The following is a 15,427-nucleotide window of genomic DNA, read 5'->3' on the forward strand; positions in this document are numbered from 1 at the left end:
ATTGCGACTTCAGTAATCAGCCACATATATGCAGGCGAATCCTCTACGGTACGCAAATAGAGCACTTCAGTTTTTCTTTATCATATTCAAGATTATTTGACCTCAACCCATTCCATGTCGCATTTAAAACCACAAAAAGGTCGCAATTAGGAAAACTAATGCCGGAATCCTCCCTGGAGGCCCTCTTCCCACATGAGAGATTATGGTAATAAAGAAAAATAGGGTCTGAAGTCTGCTCGGCTTCAGTGCGCTTTTCTATTTTCTTTACGATGAAACAGAACAGGGACAAATTAATGAGCATCAAACCTCCGTTTACGGATCTTGAAATCAAAACAGAAGATTCAGGATTCTATGAAAACAACAGCCTTCCGATTGCTTTGCTCAGCAAGGGCATCATGGTCGCGCTGGTTCTCTGGGCCCTCGTTTGGCCTGCAAACGCAAATTCAACGCTGGGTAGCCTCAACAGCCAAATCCTAGCTGTCTTCAACCAGTTCTACATCATCATCGTAGGTCTGTTTGCTTTCTTCTTGTTTGTTGTCGCCCTTCTTCCTGGCACAGGTAGTAAAGTGATGGGCCCCGAAGGTGAAAAACCTGAATTCTCAAACTTCTCTTGGTTCTCGATGATGTTTGGTGCTGGTCTGGGCGTGGGCTTGATGGTCTTCGCGACTGCAGAACCGCTCAGCCTGTGGGGATCAAACCCTGTTGTTGTTGCTGGTGACGTAACAGGCAACACACCTGAAGCTGTCAAATCAGCCTACCGTTACACATTCGCGCACTACGGCTTCCACGCTTGGGCGATCTATGTTGTGACCGGTCTGTCGCTGGCCTACTTCGCGTATACACGTGACATGCCGCTGACAATCCGCACGGCACTGACACCCCTGTTTGGCAAAGCCGTAAACGGTACCCTCGGTCACATCGTTGACGTTCTGGGCGTTGTTGCAACCATTCTGGGTGTTTCCGTGACAATCGGCTTTGGCGTTAGCCAGTTCATCGACGGTCTCTTTGCCATCACAGGCATGGAATGGCTGATGAACATGGGTACCGAAGAAGGTGCTGTTCCGACACCGAGCAAAGTTGGCCTGATTGCTGGTCTGCTTTCCATCATGGCAATGTCGATCCTGTCGGCTGTGTCTGGTGTTGGCCGTGGCGTTAAGTACCTGTCGAACCTGAACTTGGTTCTGTCCCTGATCTTGCTGTTGACCTTCGTCATCTTCGGTTCGTTCATGTTTGCCATGACCACATATGGCTCCGCTCTGGTGGACTACATCATCAACTTCGTTTCGATCAGCTTTGGCTCATATGGCCCACAAGATGCTGCTGAATTTGCCGCCGCTTTGCCTGAAGCAGCCAAACCACTGGCAGACGATCTGTTCGGTGGTGCGACCAACGCTTGGGGCGCATGGGGCGGATCAGACGGTTTTGAGACCTTTAAATCTGGTCTTGAAGGTGCCGCAGCAGAGCTGGATGATGAAACGTTGAAAGCAGTTTACGCTGTCGGTAACGACGGGCGTCAATTTGGCTGGCAGTCAGCTTGGACAACGTTCTACTGGGCTTGGTGGATTGCGTTCTCGCCATTTGTTGGCTTGTTCTTGGCACGTATCTCCAAAGGTCGTACAGTTCGTGAGTTCATCTTGGGCTGCGTTATCGCACCCGCTCTGGTTTGCTTTGCCTGGATGACAATCCTCGGCGCGACAGCAATCGATCTGGAACTGTCAGGTGTCGCAGAAGGCGCGATCACCGGTGCTTCGAACACAAACAAACTGTTCGTAACACTGTCGTACATGATTGAGGGCGGTCTGCTGTCAGCATTGAACGTAATGTGCGTTATTTTGATCATGACCTTCCTGGTCACTTCGGCTGACTCGGGTATCTTGGTCATGAACACCATCATGTCAGGTGGCAGCCAGGAAACCGGCATCAAACACCGCATCGTTTGGGGTCTGATCCTGACGGCAGTGATTGGTACGCTGATCATCGCTGCAGGCGACAACAATCCGATGGATGCGCTGAAAAACGCGATGATCATCGGTGCCCTGCCCTTCACTATGGTTATGGGCCTGATGATGGTTTCGCTTTCCAAAGCTCTGTACCGTGATAGCCAGCGTGACAAGCAAGGTGTTGCATCGCAACCTGCTGAATAAGCGCAGCAACTGATATTAAAACGAAACGGCGCCGATCTTTCGGCGCCGTTTTTTTATGAACAACAGGCACAAAGATAGCCATCGCAAGTCATGGCTTGATTATTGGCCTGCCCCGATTTTTATCGCGACAGCTACCTCACCACCACCGCAGACCGGATGACCAAAACCAGAGGCGCTTGCCTCTTCGTTGATGTCATACAGGATGCCGTCATCGCCATTGGCGCTGACACCTGCAGGCACATTGCCCAATTGCAACGCATCACGTGTCCGCCAGGCGATATTGTGATCGGCACAGGACGTGTCCCCGCTGACACCTATCGCACCAAGCAACACACCCTTTGCATCATAAAGCGCCAGACCACCGCCAAAAACATTCACGCCTCCCAGTTTCTGACCAACCAGTGGGTCATTTTCAGTGCCATATGCAGTCGCATCACCATAAGCAATCTGCGGATTCACCGGGTTGGAAAACTGTAAACCGAACAAGCTGCCACCAGGTTGCGTTGCAGAATAAAGATTGGCCGTCGACAGCGCGAGCCCCGGCAGGCTAAAGGCATTCGCTGTATTAGCTTTCTGAGCAGATATCACCCGACTTCCCGGCCATTGGTCTCCACGGTCATCGCCGGTCATTGCAATCGCACAGATTTCCCCATCGCGGTTGACCAGACTGACCCACATATTGAGTTCCAAACCGCCATTGATCGTCTCAGAGGTGCTCGCCGTGCTGGCCTTGAGCGCTTCAGTGAGGGCCGCGTGATCAGGCAAATCAGAGCAATCCAAAGCGGCGGCCTGCCCTGCAGCCATGGCAAAACCTAATGCGGTGACAAGTTTTTGAGTTGTAGATGTCATTATCATATCCTTTCGTGATGAAAGGTATCTAGACCTTTTTGATAATCGGTATAATTATGACAATATGATAATCACTATTACATATATGCAATAATGGATCCGCGTGGAATCAAAGAGGCTATCTCCGTTGCCGATACCGGCAGCTTTACAGCCGCAGCCGCCTCTCTCACCACCACGGTCGCAAGCGTCAGCCGGCGTATTTCCGAGCTTGAGGCACGCTTGGGGGTCAAGCTTTTCATTCGAACGACACGACAGGTATCAGTCACACCAGATGGGGAAAACTACCTGTCCCGGTGTCGGGAGGCCGTCAAGATATTGGAGGCGGCCGAGCTTGAGGTAACAGCACAGCAGGATAAACTAACCGGACATATCCGAATTACAGCAGCCGTTGATTTTGGCGAGCGGGTGATTGCTCCGTCTGTTGCATCATTTCAGATGCTCCATCCCGATGTGTCTGTCGAACTTGACCTGTCCAACGATCGCTTCGATCTGGTTGAGCGCCGCTATGATTTAGCCGTGCGACTGGGCGAGTTTCCCGATTCTACGCTGATTGCACGGAAAATCGGAGAGCGCCGCCTGCTGGCATGTGCATCACCAAAATACATTGATCAACATGGCGCGCCTCAAACACTCGCTGACTTACGCCATCACAATTGCCTGAGAGGATCAGCACGACAATGGCGGTTTGCGCAAAACGACCGCCCTCTCCACCAGCACATAAATGGCATGCTACGCTGCAACAGCGGTACGGCATTGACCAGAATGGCCTTACAGGGGTCGGGGATTGCACAGTTACCAGATTACTATGTAAAGCGTCATATTGCTGAGCAAAGCCTGATCTCCATTCTACCAGATTTCCAACCCGAACCCGAAGGGATCTGGATCGTTCGCCCAGACAACCGTTATGTGCCAAGAAGGGTGCGAGAGTTTATCACTCTGCTGACCGATGACGTCGGAAACCTAGGCTCCGACACATAGCCTGCCTATCACAGCTTTCAGCACAAAATCGTACGACATTTGCGTCTTCTCCTCTTTGCATTCCAAAAACTGGGAACTATATAAGGTTTGTTCCCTCGGGAACTATGGACATAAACGCGCTCGTAATAAGCGGATCGGACCCGGGGGCGGTACCCGGCGACTCCACCAAACATCCCTTTATTGGAGGTTGGCAAGGGGTCGAAATAGGATCGACGAACGTCTAAAGGGGTTAGCTTTGTCTCGGTGAGATACCACCGTTATCGGTTCGCTAAAGCATAATTGCCAATAACAATCGTGCTCCGGTAGCTCTCGCAGCGTAAGCTGTTCGAAATACCGAAACTTAAGCCCTAACCTCTAGCCAGGTTAGGCGGGGTTCGCAGGCACCTGGCAACAGAAGCCTGCACTTCACCCAAATCATGCCTCTTTGGAATTGTTCGCTGCCTGTCTCTGGACATGCCAATCGATGCCAAATAAGTATTTCAACAAATCCAGACATAAGGCTGCGAGGTCTTTTGTTTTGGATCGAATCCCTTATGCTGAATTGTGCAAGACAGGAATTTGCCCATGTCACAGACGATTGACTACGGAAGTTTGATGCATCGCGCCATGCGCGGTTTGATCCAGCAGGTCCTGACAGATGTCAGGGACAACGGCCTGCCCGGCGCGCATCATTTTTTCATCACCTTTGACACCGGACACCCTGATGTCAAAATCGCTGACTGGCTGCGCGAGCGTTACCCTGAGGAAATGACCGTCGTCATGCAACATTGGTTTGACGACTTGATCGTCACCGATGAAGGGTTCTCGGTCACATTGAATTTTGGTGATGCACCAGAAAACCTTAATGTCCCATTTGACGCGGTTCAGACCTTTGTTGATCCGTCCGTCGAATTTGGTCTGCGGTTCGAATCTCAAGACGATGAGGACGACATGGATGATCTGGACGAGAATGATCTGGACGCCACAAGCGAAGATGATAACCCAGAGGCCCCCAGAGAGGACGCCGAAGTTGTCAGCCTCGACAGTTTCCGCAAATAGCCAACATTTCCCGAATAAAACAGTACGAAACAGCCCCGATGCCCTGCATAACATTGCACTTTTGCTCTGCTGCGGTATGACAGGGACAAACGGACAGGAGCCCCCAAATGACACAGACACGGACCGAAACCGACAGCTTTGGCCCCTTGGAAGTCCCTGCGGACAAGTATTGGGGTGCTCAGACGCAGCGGTCGATCATGAACTTCCCAATCGGTTGGGAAAAACAGCCGGTCGCCATTGTTCGGGCTTTGGGTGTGATCAAACAAGCCTGCGCCATGGCCAATCAGGCCTCGGGAAAGTTGGACGACACGTTGGCTGGCGCAATCATTCAGGCTGCGGGCGAAGTTATTGAGGGAAAATTTGACGACAACTTCCCGCTCGTTGTCTGGCAAACCGGTTCTGGCACGCAATCCAACATGAACTCGAACGAGGTGATCGCCAACCGTGCAATTGAAATCCTCGGCGGCGAGATCGGCTCCAAAGACCCTGTGCACCCCAATGACCACTGCAACATGGGGCAGTCATCCAACGACACCTTCCCCACAGCCATGCACATCGCAACCGCGATGAGTGTACGCGACGTGTTGCTGCCGGGTTTGGAAAAGCTGGCCGCAGGGCTAGAGCAGAAAGCCGAAGAGTTCAAAGGCATCATCAAAATCGGCCGTACGCACACACAAGACGCCACGCCTCTGACACTGGGTCAGGAATTTGGCGGTTACGCCCATCAAATCCGTCAGGGTATCAAACGGGTCAATGCCACCCTGCCCGACATTTATGAACTGGCACAAGGCGGCACTGCAGTCGGCACCGGGTTGAACACACAAAAAGGCTGGGGCGAAACCGTTGCGGCTAATATGGCCAAGATCACCGGGCTTCCTTTCGTGACCGCCCCCAACAAGTTCGAAGCTCTTGCTGCTCATGACGCCATGGTCTTTATGTCTGGTGCGTTGGCCACGATTGCTGGCAGCTGCTACAAAATCGCCAATGACATCCGATTCCTTGGCTCTGGTCCGCGTTCCGGTTTGGGCGAGTTGATCTTGCCCGAGAATGAGCCCGGCTCGTCCATCATGCCCGGCAAGGTCAACCCGACACAGGCGGAAGCACTGACACAGGTTGCCGCTCATGTCATGGGAAACAATGCCGCGATGACCTTTGCAGGCTCGCAAGGTCATTTTGAGCTGAACGTCTACAATCCGATGATGTCTTACAATCTGCTGCAATCCATCCAACTTCTGGGTGATGCCGCAGACAGCTTTACCGAACGTATGCTGCTGGGCATTCAGGCCAACGAGCCGCGCATCGATAAGCTGATGAAAGAAAGCCTGATGCTGGTCACAGCACTGGCCCCGACCATCGGCTATGACAACGCCACCAAGGTTGCCAAAACCGCGCATAAGAACGGCACCACGCTAAAGGAAGAAGCCATCGCGCTTGGCTTTGTGGATGCGGCGACCTTTGATGCGGTTGTCCGCCCTGAGCAAATGGTTGGGCCCAAGGACTGATGGGTAATTCTGGTTCAGGGCCGGTCAACCTGAACCGGTATCGAAAAACTAAGGCGCGGGCTGATAAAAAATCTCGCGCTGAAGAAAACTCCATTAAATTCGGCCAATCCAAAGCTGGCAAAGATCTGGACCGTGCCCGCACAGAAAAACAAGAGCGTGATCTCTCTGATCACAAGCGCGATCCCTGATGGCGCGTCCGGTCAAACATTCACTGACGTTGCAGGGTCACCGTACCAGCGTTTCACTTGAGGAAGAGTTCTGGCAGGCCTTTCGCCAAATTGCAAAAGCACAGAATCTACCCCTGAACGCATTAGCCGCTAAAATCGATGCCGGACGAGATCCTGATACAGGATTGGCGTCAGCCATCAGACTCTATGTGCTGGATTATTATCAAGCACAGATACCCGGCACTTAGCGCGGGCTGATCTTAAGCCATATCCCATCTTTGCTGCGCACGGTCAGATGCGCTTCTGGGACCGGCTCTTGCCCCTCAATCGCCTCAAATCGGTAGCGAGCAACCAGCATCGCCAGCAAAAGAGGCCCTTCGATCATGGCAAAACCCGCGCCGGGGCACACCCGCTGTCCGGCAGAAAACGGCATATAAGCGTTGCGCAGGCAAGCTCGACCATTCTCTGTCTGAAACCGGGCCGGATTAAAGGCATCAGGATCTTCCCACAAGCGCTCATGCCGATGCAAATGCCAGGGGCTGAGGACAATCTGCGCTCCTTTGGGAACTTTCCTGCCGCGAAATTCCTGCGGGCATCGCGCCTCGCGCACCATCATCGGAACCGGAGAATAAAGCCTGAGAGCCTCGCGAAACACATCTCGGGTGATACGCAACTTTGACATATCTGAAAACTGAGGGACTTCATTAGCAAAAACGCCCTGAGCTTCGTTCGCAACTTGATCTTGCCACTCAGGGTAGAGCGCCAGAAGATACGACGCCCAAGCCAAGGCCGAGGCGCTGGTTTCATGCCCGGCCAGAAAGAAGATAGAAATCTGATCAACCACCTCATCAAAGCCGAACGTTGTGCCGTCTTCAGGGTCAGCCGTTGTCATGATCTTGCTGGCCAAATCATCCGGGGCTGTGCCTGCCCTGATCTGCTCCATTCGGTTCTGTACCAGCTGTTCGATCAGTTGCAGAATATTGCGCGCCGTTGTTCGGGTTTTACGCCGGTGAAACCGGGGAAACCACCGTGGCAAAGGCAGCAATGCCCCAAGATTCACAACCGGTTGGCTACGCTGATGGGTTTGAAATTCCTGAAACACAGACATCGCCAGCTCATGTTCTATCGGAATGGAAAATAACGTTCGAAAGATCACATCCGCAGCGACATGGCTGCTGTGCAGCTCAACCTCAACCGGGGAACCGTTAGCGAGTGGTTTAAACCGCTCCACCGCGCTCTGCCCTGCGGCGACCATGGCGGGAAAGGTATCGCGTAGATTGCCACCCTCAAAGGCTGGATCAATAATACGGCGCTGCTTTTTCCAAACCTCACCATTGGTGACAAAAACCGAATTGCGCAGCAACGGCGCCAGCCCTTCACGAATGCGGTCTGATTTAGGAAAATCGTCAGGCCTCTGTTTCAACACCAGATCGACAAGTTCTGGATCATTACACATAAACGACCGAAAGAACGGCGTGCGAAACTCGGCCATCCACGCCCGGTAAAACCGCGCAGGCAAGGCCGCAAAGATATCCTTCTGAAAGAGGCGAGCAAATTTCAGAATCGAAACCTTGCCTTCACGTGACGCCGGTTTGGAGGGCAAAGTCATCCTGACACCTCAGTATAGCGCGACGCAGGTCTTTCGATCCGGCTTGGGGATGGCTTGCGACCCTCATAACGATCTGCAAGCGTCTCAGGCCCGGCTGTAATTTCAAAATAATCATAATCACCCGGGCGATCAAACGCGCACAGATACTGGATATGCAATTTAAAAAAGCGCCAGCGCATTGCGTGCCATTTCTCGGCGCTTAAATGTTTTGAAAACGCCGCAGACAGAACCAACGGCCAGCGTTTATCTTCCGTTGCCACACCTGTCACTGCAACCGGATCACAAAGAGCGAATGTTCCACCATCCGCTGGGGCGCTGACGTCAACCCAAGTCAATTCTGACCGTTCACTCAAATACTGCAGATCGCAACGAAGCTTATCCGCTTTGGGCAAAAAGGAAACCATCGGCACCACCTGCCCCAATGACAGAAAGGACAGTTTGGCCTGCCATTTCTGGTTCGGGTTTTGGCGCAGCATATCTGCAAGACAAGTCACCGCCAGATAGGCCCCCGACGAATGCCCAACCACCAAAACTTCGTCCACATCACTGTGCAGAGCCCCCACTATTTCTTGGGAAAAATCAGCCATTTTTTGAGACAACGCTGTCGGGTATGCCCCCCATTCTCCCGCGGAATAAGCGTAATCATTCATGAGATAATAAGCATAAAAGCGATTGTCGTTTTTGAGGAACCAACGCAATATGAGGGGAATAACCACTATACCCGCCCAAAAAAGATGGGGGTGAAAAAAGGTCAGCATTTTCCCGACACCCCATGCCAGCAGCATCGCAATACATAATTGCAGCAGCAAAAACCCAACCGGATAAAGCGCCGCAATCACCGGCCCCTTACGCAATCGCATTAGCCGGAACAGGGCACCGGTACTGATATAAATCCATGCGGTTTTGATCAGGCGCAAATAGGTATCAATCACCCCACCTGTCATACTTTTACGCACCAGATCGGACCAGTACAGAACCTCGACTTTGGTCTCGATGTCCTGGCCATTTATCCGCGCGGCAACATTCCAACCAAACTGCGTGCCGGTCTCGGCCCGTGAAACTGATAGTTCATAACCTGAAACTCGTGCCTGCTCCGCTCCCTCGGAACGGTATAATTCGCGATAACGGCGCGGATGAAATGGATCATAGCCCGGCACATAAAACACGTGGCGACGTCGTACTGATGCCTTGGCTGAACTGCTCATCTTCATCCTCTTGCCTCCCACTCTAAAGTACTTTCGGGAGGTCTGTGAAGCGCTTTATCAGCCCCACAACAGAGGAAAAATCACGGTAATTTCATTATACCTTCAAAGGTTTGCATAGTCTGCGTAACCACGGTGTTACCCTATGGTTGCCAATGCTGGAAAGGCCTCAAGCAACCAGAAGGAAAAGGCCGAAAATCCGCCGGTCAACATCAACAGACCAATCGTCCAGAGCAATAGCCCCATGACCTTTTCAATCTGCTCCATATGACGTTTCATCCACGTCATTGCACCACCCAGTTTGGGCAACATCATCGCCACTACCAGAAATGGCACACCAAGTCCGATGGCATAAACTGCAAGCAAAAGGGTCCCACGCGAAACTGAGCCTTCCGAGGCCGCCAGCGACAAGATCGCCCCAAGTTGTGGCCCAATGCATGGCGTCCAGCCAAAGGCAAACGCCAACCCCAGAATATAGGCCCCAAAGGCTGACCCACCTCGGTCCCCTACATCCATACGCGCCTCGCGGTTGAGGAACGGAATGCGGTAAATGCCAATGAAATGCGCGCCAAAGACCATCACAATGACACCGGCCAAAGTATTGAAAGTACTTTGGTATTGCAAAAACACCGTGCCAAAGGCCGAGGCTGCAAACCCAAGCAGCAAAAACACCGTCGATAACCCTAACACAAAGCAAAGCGCGGGGCCCATGGCCTTAGTGCGCGCGCTTTTATCTTCATTCAGGTCCGTCAGTGTAACCCCGCTCATATACGCCAGATACGGTGGCACAATGGGCAAAACGCAGGGGCTGAGGAATGAGATTACCCCCGCCATTAGCGCCACGATCATGGCCGGCACAAGGCTGGCGTCTATGATTTCGATTCCAAACATATCCCCCACATAATCAATTACATGGCAAAGGTCACGCGGCGTGCTGTCACATCCTTGTGGACAGCACGTGATCGCTTCGTTATCTCGCGCTTATGGAACCAACACTGACCATTGATGCCCGCGGGCTGCTGTGCCCCCTGCCCGTGTTGAAGCTGCAAAAGCGGCTCAAGGCGCTCGAGAGCGGTAATATTCTGGAATTGATCGCCGATGATCCGGCAGCTGTGATCGATGTTCCGCATTATTGCAATGAATCCGGGAACGAGCTGGTTAAAACCGAAGAGCGCGCGGGCAGCAACGCTTACTTCGTTCGCAAAACGGCCTGACCTCTCTGCCCTCCTGACATAAAAATGGCCCACAGAGCGGATCTGCGGGCCATAATCATTCTATATTGTCAGCGGAACCTTAGCTCAGCGACCACCAACCACGGCGTTTGGGCTTGGCCTCAACCGGCGCCTTAGCCACCTCTTCCACTACGGGCGCTACTGCCTCCTCTACCGCAACCGCAGCAACAGGCTCTGGCGTTGGCTCAGGCGCAGCTTCCACGGCAACAGGTTCTGGTGCCGGGGCAACTTCTGGTTCAGCTTTAACCTCTGGGGCAGCTTCCTGAACCGGCTCAGGGGCTGGCTCAACAGGTGCCTCTGCAGCTGTCGGAGCCTCCTCAGCTGGTGCAGCAGGCGCTTCCTCAGCAGCAACCTTGGCCTTGGCAGGCTTACGACGTGTGCGCTTTGGCTTGGCCGGGGCTTCTTCTGCTGGGGCTTCTGCCGCAGCATCGGTTGCCTTTGGGCTTGCTTCAGCTGTTTCAGCCTCGGCTGCCTCAACCTTCTTTGCTGGCTTTTTCCGCGTGCGTTTGCGCTTTGGTGCAGGCTTGTCAGCATCCGCAGTTGCTTCGGCTTCGCCCTCTTGCGCAGCTGGGGCCTCTACGACCTCAGCATCAGGTTTTGCCTCTGTGGTATCGGCTTTAGTATCATCCACCGCAGCGTCCGTTGCGGCATCAGCCCCTTCGACCTGAGCTTCACCCGTTGCCACATCACCCTCATTGCGCTGCCCTTTAGAGCGACGACGACGGCGGCGGCGCTTTTTCTTGGGCTGCTCTTCAGATTCGGTCTCGGCCTCAGAGGTCGCAACGACCTCTTCCGCTTCGTCCTCAACAGGCAAATCATCCATCAGCGAGCTGTCAACAGACACAACCGGTGCAGTGGCTTCGGGCACGGCACGGGTCGCGGTTTTGAACTTCTCAATCGTATAATCCGGGCTGATCAACATCGGATCACCTTCAATCCGAACCGACAGACCATAACGTGCTTCGATTTGCGCCACATGCTCACGTTTTTGGTTCATCAGGAAGTTGGCAATGCCGACCGGGCATTTGACCAGAACTTCGCGTGACCGACGGCGCACACCTTCTTCTTCAATCTGACGCAAGATAGACAGCGCAAGGTTGTCATCAGAACGGATCAAGCCCGTACCGTGGCACGATGGGCAAGGCTGTGTTGTTGCCTCGATCATACCGGGACGCAGACGCTGACGACTCATCTCCATCAGGCCAAAACCGGAAATCCGACCCACCTGAATACGCGCACGGTCGGTTTTGAGCTTGTCTTTCATCCGCTTTTCAACGGCAGCGTTGTTCTTGCGCTCGTCCATATCGATGAAATCGATGACGATCAGGCCTGCCAGATCGCGCAGACGCAGCTGGCGGGCCACCTCTTCAGCTGCTTCAAGGTTGGTCTTGGTCGCGGTATCCTCGATTGAGCCCTCTTTGGTCGCTCGACCAGAGTTCACGTCGATCGCCACCAACGCCTCGGTCACGCCGATCACAATATAGCCACCCGATTTCAGTTGTACCGTGGGGTTGAACATTGACCCCAGATAGCTTTCAACCTGGAAGCGCGCAAACAACGGCATGGTCTCGGTGTAATGCTTCACGTTTTTGGCGTGTGACGGCATGATCATCTTCATGAAGTCTTTGGCGATGCGGTAACCACCTTCACCCTCAACCAACACTTCTTCGATCTCGCGGTTATACAAATCGCGGATCGAGCGTTTGATCAGGTCGCCCTCTTCATAGATCTTCGCAGGCGCAATTGATTTTAGCGTCAATTCACGAATTTGCTCCCACATCCGTTGCAGGTATTCATAGTCGCGCTTGATTTCGGCCTTGGTGCGCTTGGCCCCAGCGGTACGGATAATCAAACCCGCCCCCTGTGGCACATCAATCTCGTTGGCGATCTCTTTCAGTTTCTTGCGGTCGGGTGCGTTGGTGATCTTGCGGGAAATGCCTCCACCACGTGCAGTGTTAGGCATTAAGACACAATAGCGACCAGCCAGTGACAGGTATGTCGTCAGGGCCGCGCCCTTGTTGCCGCGTTCTTCTTTGACCACCTGCACCAGCAAGATTTGGCGCACTTTGATCACTTCTTGAATTTTATACCGACGCGCACGCGGTTTGCGTGGTGGGCGAATGTCTTCGCTGTCGTCTTCATCGGCCACAGATTCGATGGAATCGTCTTTATCTTTGGCGTCTGCACGCCGCGCATTGCGACGTGGGCGACGTCGGCCGCGGGTTTTGCCTTCGGGCTTGTCCGCATCCTTATCCGCATCGTCTGTGCTATCTGCGTCTTCTGATGAGGCGACTGCCCCTTCTGCCTCAGAAGTTTCATCACTCGCAGCTGCGTCTGCGGCATCTGTGTTGTCTTCTTCTGCTGCGGAATCCGCGTCAGCAACCTCTGCAGTAGATTCTATTGTGGCTTCGGCCGCAGCGCCTTGTGCAGGGCTGTCTTGTTCATCGACATCTTGAGTGGATGTTTCAACAGCATCATCCGCAGCCAGTGTCGTGTCGGCACCGGCCTCGTCCTCAAGGTCGATGGTTTCCATGCCGGAGATTGTATCGTCCGACGCATCTGCGGTGACAACTGCGTCTTCTGATTTAACTTTCTCAGCCTTGCTGGAGCTGCGCGATCGTGACCGGCGTTTTGGCGCCTCATCTTCGTCATCTCGCGCTTTCATTGCCTCAGCATAGGCGCGCTCTTCTTCCAGCAATGCCTCGCGGTCAGCAACCGGGATCTGGTAATAATCCGGGTGAATTTCTGAAAACGCCAGAAATCCATGACGGTTGCCACCATATTCAACAAAAGCCGCCTGAAGCGAAGGTTCAACCCGTGTTACTTTTGCGAGATAGATATTTCCGGCGAGTTGCCGTTTGTTTTCGGATTCAAAATCAAATTCCTCGACCTTGTTTCCGTCAACCACCACGACGCGGGTTTCCTCCGCGTGGGTGGCATCGATAAGCATTTTCTTAGCCATGTGTTCCGTCTTGACCACGGCAAACGGACCAGCCCCGGTGGGGCGGCGTTCTGCGGCGGTTTTGTGTTGATGGCAATGGACAGCGCAAAAGCAGGGGTGCCGTTTTCGGCCCCTGCCCCAAAGATCTGTTGTCTCGCGCGCCTCATCGCGTTTCTTCTACTCCGGTCCGGATTTGGACCTGTTATGTGCAAGCGGCCGGTTATCCAGGCTACAGGCATTTGGTTTGCCCGAATAATACGGGCACAATCGGTCTGTTCAAACGCGTCGGAATCTTTCCTGACTTATGTTCAGAACAGCGAAACTCTCGGATGCGTTACATTATCTTCGCGCATCTTAGTTTTACACTAATGTCTCATTGAGACGAATTACAATGGAAAAATGTGAATAACCCTGCCCACTGGGTCATTATAAGTAATCTGAGCGCTGCAATCCATATTTGGCCATCTTCTCGTTCAAGGTCCGGCGTGGCAGACACAGCTCATCCATGACCGAGGCAATCGACCCTTTGTGCCGCCGCATGGTGTTATCGATCAGCATCCGTTCGAACGCCTCGACATATTCCTTGAGCGGTTTGCCCTCGGTGGTCATCACAGGCTGCATTTCCTGATGATCCGACATCAAGAGCGAGGCAATTGTCCCACTGCCACGGCGCGATTGCAGCACCGCGCGTTCGGCCAGATTAATCAGTTGACGCACATTGCCCGGCCAAGGGGCCTGCAGCAATTGCGCCGCTTCTTGCGCAGACACCTGCGGTGGCTCACATCCATAGTCATCAGAGAATTGCTCACTCAGACGCGTAAACAACGTCAAAATATCTTCACCACGCTGGCGCAGCGGCGGCACAGTCATGCGTAGGCTGGCCAGCCGGTAAAACAGATCAGCCCGCAGCGCGTCTTCGCAGGTGCGATCCTGCTCTTGCAGGTTGCAGATGGCAATGATCCGGGTTTCTGGCGGGGTACCTTCGTCATTGATGAACGTCAGCAGGCGCGCCTGCGCGGTATCACTCAACGCCTCGATATCTTCCAGAACTAACGTCCCACCACGGGCTTCCTCAACAGCTGGTAACTGGCTGTCTTCTGGTTGCACGGGGCCAAACAGGCGTCGCATCAGCGCGTCGTCTTCAAAGGCCGCGCAAGAGACTAAAACAAATTTGCGCCCGGCACGTGCGCCAGCGGCATGCAAGGCATGCGCCACAAGGGTTTTGCCAGTGCCGGTTTCCCCTTCGATCAGAATATGGCCATCCGCTTGCCCTAGATCCAAAATATCCTCTTTCAGACGTTCCATCACCGGGCTAGCCCCGATCAGCTTTTTCATCAACTGACCACCATCGCTGAGCTCACGGCGCAAAATACGACTGTCCATGGTCAAACGGCGTGCATTCGTTGCCTTTTTGGCCAATTCACTCATCCGATCAGGATTGAACGGTTTTTCCAGAAAGTCAAAGGCCCCAAGGCGCATCGCTTCAACCGCCATGGGCACATCACCGTGCCCAGTGATCATGATCACTGGCAGCGAGGAATCTGTTCCCATCAGCTTCTTCAAAAACTGCATACCGTCCATGCCAGGCATACGGATATCGGTGACAACAATGCCTGGGTAATCAGGACCCAACACCTTGAGCGCCTCTTCCGCGGATGCAAAGGCCTGCGTGTCATAGCCCGACAAGGCCAGCCACTGGCTGATCGACTGGCGCATGTCCTGTTCATCGTCGACAATCGCAATTTTCATCGCTGTGGGCATATCT

General features: G+C 53.4%; 13 protein-coding genes and 1 other RNA gene. 8 read left to right on the forward strand and 6 right to left on the reverse strand.

Going from position 1 to position 15,427, the window contains the following annotated elements; translation table 11 throughout:
- Window positions 1-293 precede the first annotated feature (293 nt).
- A complete protein-coding gene (locus tag D9A02_RS13790; RefSeq protein ID WP_120501502.1) occupies window positions 294-2,144 on the forward strand; it encodes a BCCT family transporter in 1,851 nt (616 codons plus the stop codon).
- Window positions 2,145-2,243: 99 nt separating this feature from the next.
- Here D9A02_RS13790 and D9A02_RS13795 read toward each other — a convergent pair whose 3' ends face one another.
- The gene (locus tag D9A02_RS13795; protein WP_120501503.1) at window positions 2,244-2,993 is read right to left on the reverse strand and encodes a heme-binding protein; all 750 of its coding nucleotides are present in this window, start codon (window positions 2,991-2,993) and stop codon (window positions 2,244-2,246) included.
- Between the two features lie 93 nt (window positions 2,994-3,086).
- Here D9A02_RS13795 and D9A02_RS13800 point away from each other — a divergent pair, with 93 nt between their 5' ends.
- The 6 genes from D9A02_RS13800 to D9A02_RS13825 all read left to right on the forward strand — a co-directional run bounded on the left by D9A02_RS13800 (window position 3,087) and on the right by D9A02_RS13825 (window position 6,926).
- On the forward strand, window positions 3,087-3,971 hold the full coding sequence (locus D9A02_RS13800) for a LysR family transcriptional regulator (RefSeq protein WP_120501504.1): 885 nt from the start codon (window positions 3,087-3,089) through the stop codon (window positions 3,969-3,971).
- A 50-nt stretch (window positions 3,972-4,021) separates the two neighbouring features.
- Window positions 4,022-4,376: a transfer-messenger RNA gene (ssrA, locus tag D9A02_RS13805) on the forward strand.
- A 159-nt stretch (window positions 4,377-4,535) separates the two neighbouring features.
- Window positions 4,536-5,009 carry an SspB family protein gene (locus D9A02_RS13810; protein WP_120501505.1) on the forward strand — a complete coding sequence of 158 codons (474 nt, stop codon included), beginning with the start codon at window positions 4,536-4,538 and terminating at the stop codon, window positions 5,007-5,009.
- 107 nt (window positions 5,010-5,116) lie between these two features.
- Window positions 5,117-6,511, forward strand: a complete 1,395-nt coding sequence (fumC, locus tag D9A02_RS13815; RefSeq protein ID WP_120501506.1) for a class II fumarate hydratase — start codon at window positions 5,117-5,119, stop codon at window positions 6,509-6,511.
- Window positions 6,511-6,699 (forward strand): DUF4169 family protein, encoded by a 189-nt coding sequence (locus D9A02_RS13820; RefSeq protein ID WP_120501507.1) that lies wholly within the window; start codon window positions 6,511-6,513, stop codon window positions 6,697-6,699. The genes fumC and D9A02_RS13820 overlap by 1 nt, the downstream gene beginning before the upstream one ends.
- Entirely contained in the window at window positions 6,696-6,926 is a 231-nt protein-coding gene (locus D9A02_RS13825) for a ribbon-helix-helix domain-containing protein (RefSeq protein WP_120501508.1), read from the forward strand. The genes D9A02_RS13820 and D9A02_RS13825 overlap by 4 nt, the downstream gene beginning before the upstream one ends.
- On the opposite strand, the gene D9A02_RS13830 is transcribed toward D9A02_RS13825, so the two are convergent.
- The 3 genes from D9A02_RS13830 to D9A02_RS13840 form a co-directional block, all read right to left on the reverse strand.
- On the reverse strand, window positions 6,923-8,287 hold the full coding sequence (locus D9A02_RS13830; RefSeq protein ID WP_120501509.1) for a cytochrome P450: 1,365 nt from the start codon (window positions 8,285-8,287) through the stop codon (window positions 6,923-6,925). The two genes, D9A02_RS13825 and D9A02_RS13830, sit on opposite strands and share 4 nt — an antisense overlap.
- Window positions 8,284-9,492, reverse strand: a complete 1,209-nt coding sequence (locus D9A02_RS13835) for a hypothetical protein (protein WP_120502539.1) — start codon at window positions 9,490-9,492, stop codon at window positions 8,284-8,286. The genes D9A02_RS13830 and D9A02_RS13835 overlap by 4 nt, the downstream gene beginning before the upstream one ends.
- Before the next feature lie 135 nt (window positions 9,493-9,627).
- Entirely contained in the window at window positions 9,628-10,380 is a 753-nt protein-coding gene (locus D9A02_RS13840) for a cytochrome c biogenesis CcdA family protein (protein ID WP_120501510.1), read from the reverse strand.
- Between the two features lie 92 nt (window positions 10,381-10,472).
- Here D9A02_RS13840 and D9A02_RS13845 point away from each other — a divergent pair, with 92 nt between their 5' ends.
- Complete coding sequence (locus tag D9A02_RS13845) at window positions 10,473-10,703, forward strand: sulfurtransferase TusA family protein (protein ID WP_120501511.1); 231 nt, start codon at window positions 10,473-10,475, stop codon at window positions 10,701-10,703.
- A 79-nt stretch (window positions 10,704-10,782) separates the two neighbouring features.
- On the opposite strand, the gene D9A02_RS13850 is transcribed toward D9A02_RS13845, so the two are convergent.
- Both D9A02_RS13850 and D9A02_RS13855 read right to left on the reverse strand, forming a co-directional pair.
- On the reverse strand, window positions 10,783-13,683 hold the full coding sequence (locus D9A02_RS13850; protein WP_120501512.1) for a ribonuclease E/G: 2,901 nt from the start codon (window positions 13,681-13,683) through the stop codon (window positions 10,783-10,785).
- 405 nt (window positions 13,684-14,088) lie between these two features.
- Window positions 14,089-15,423: a sigma-54 dependent transcriptional regulator gene (locus D9A02_RS13855; protein ID WP_120501513.1), complete on the reverse strand. Its 1,335-nt coding sequence runs from the start codon at window positions 15,421-15,423 to the stop codon at window positions 14,089-14,091.
- Window positions 15,424-15,427 lie beyond the last annotated feature (4 nt).

This window comes from Roseovarius sp. EL26 (assembly GCF_900327775.1).
Lineage (GTDB): Bacteria > Pseudomonadota > Alphaproteobacteria > Rhodobacterales > Rhodobacteraceae > Roseovarius.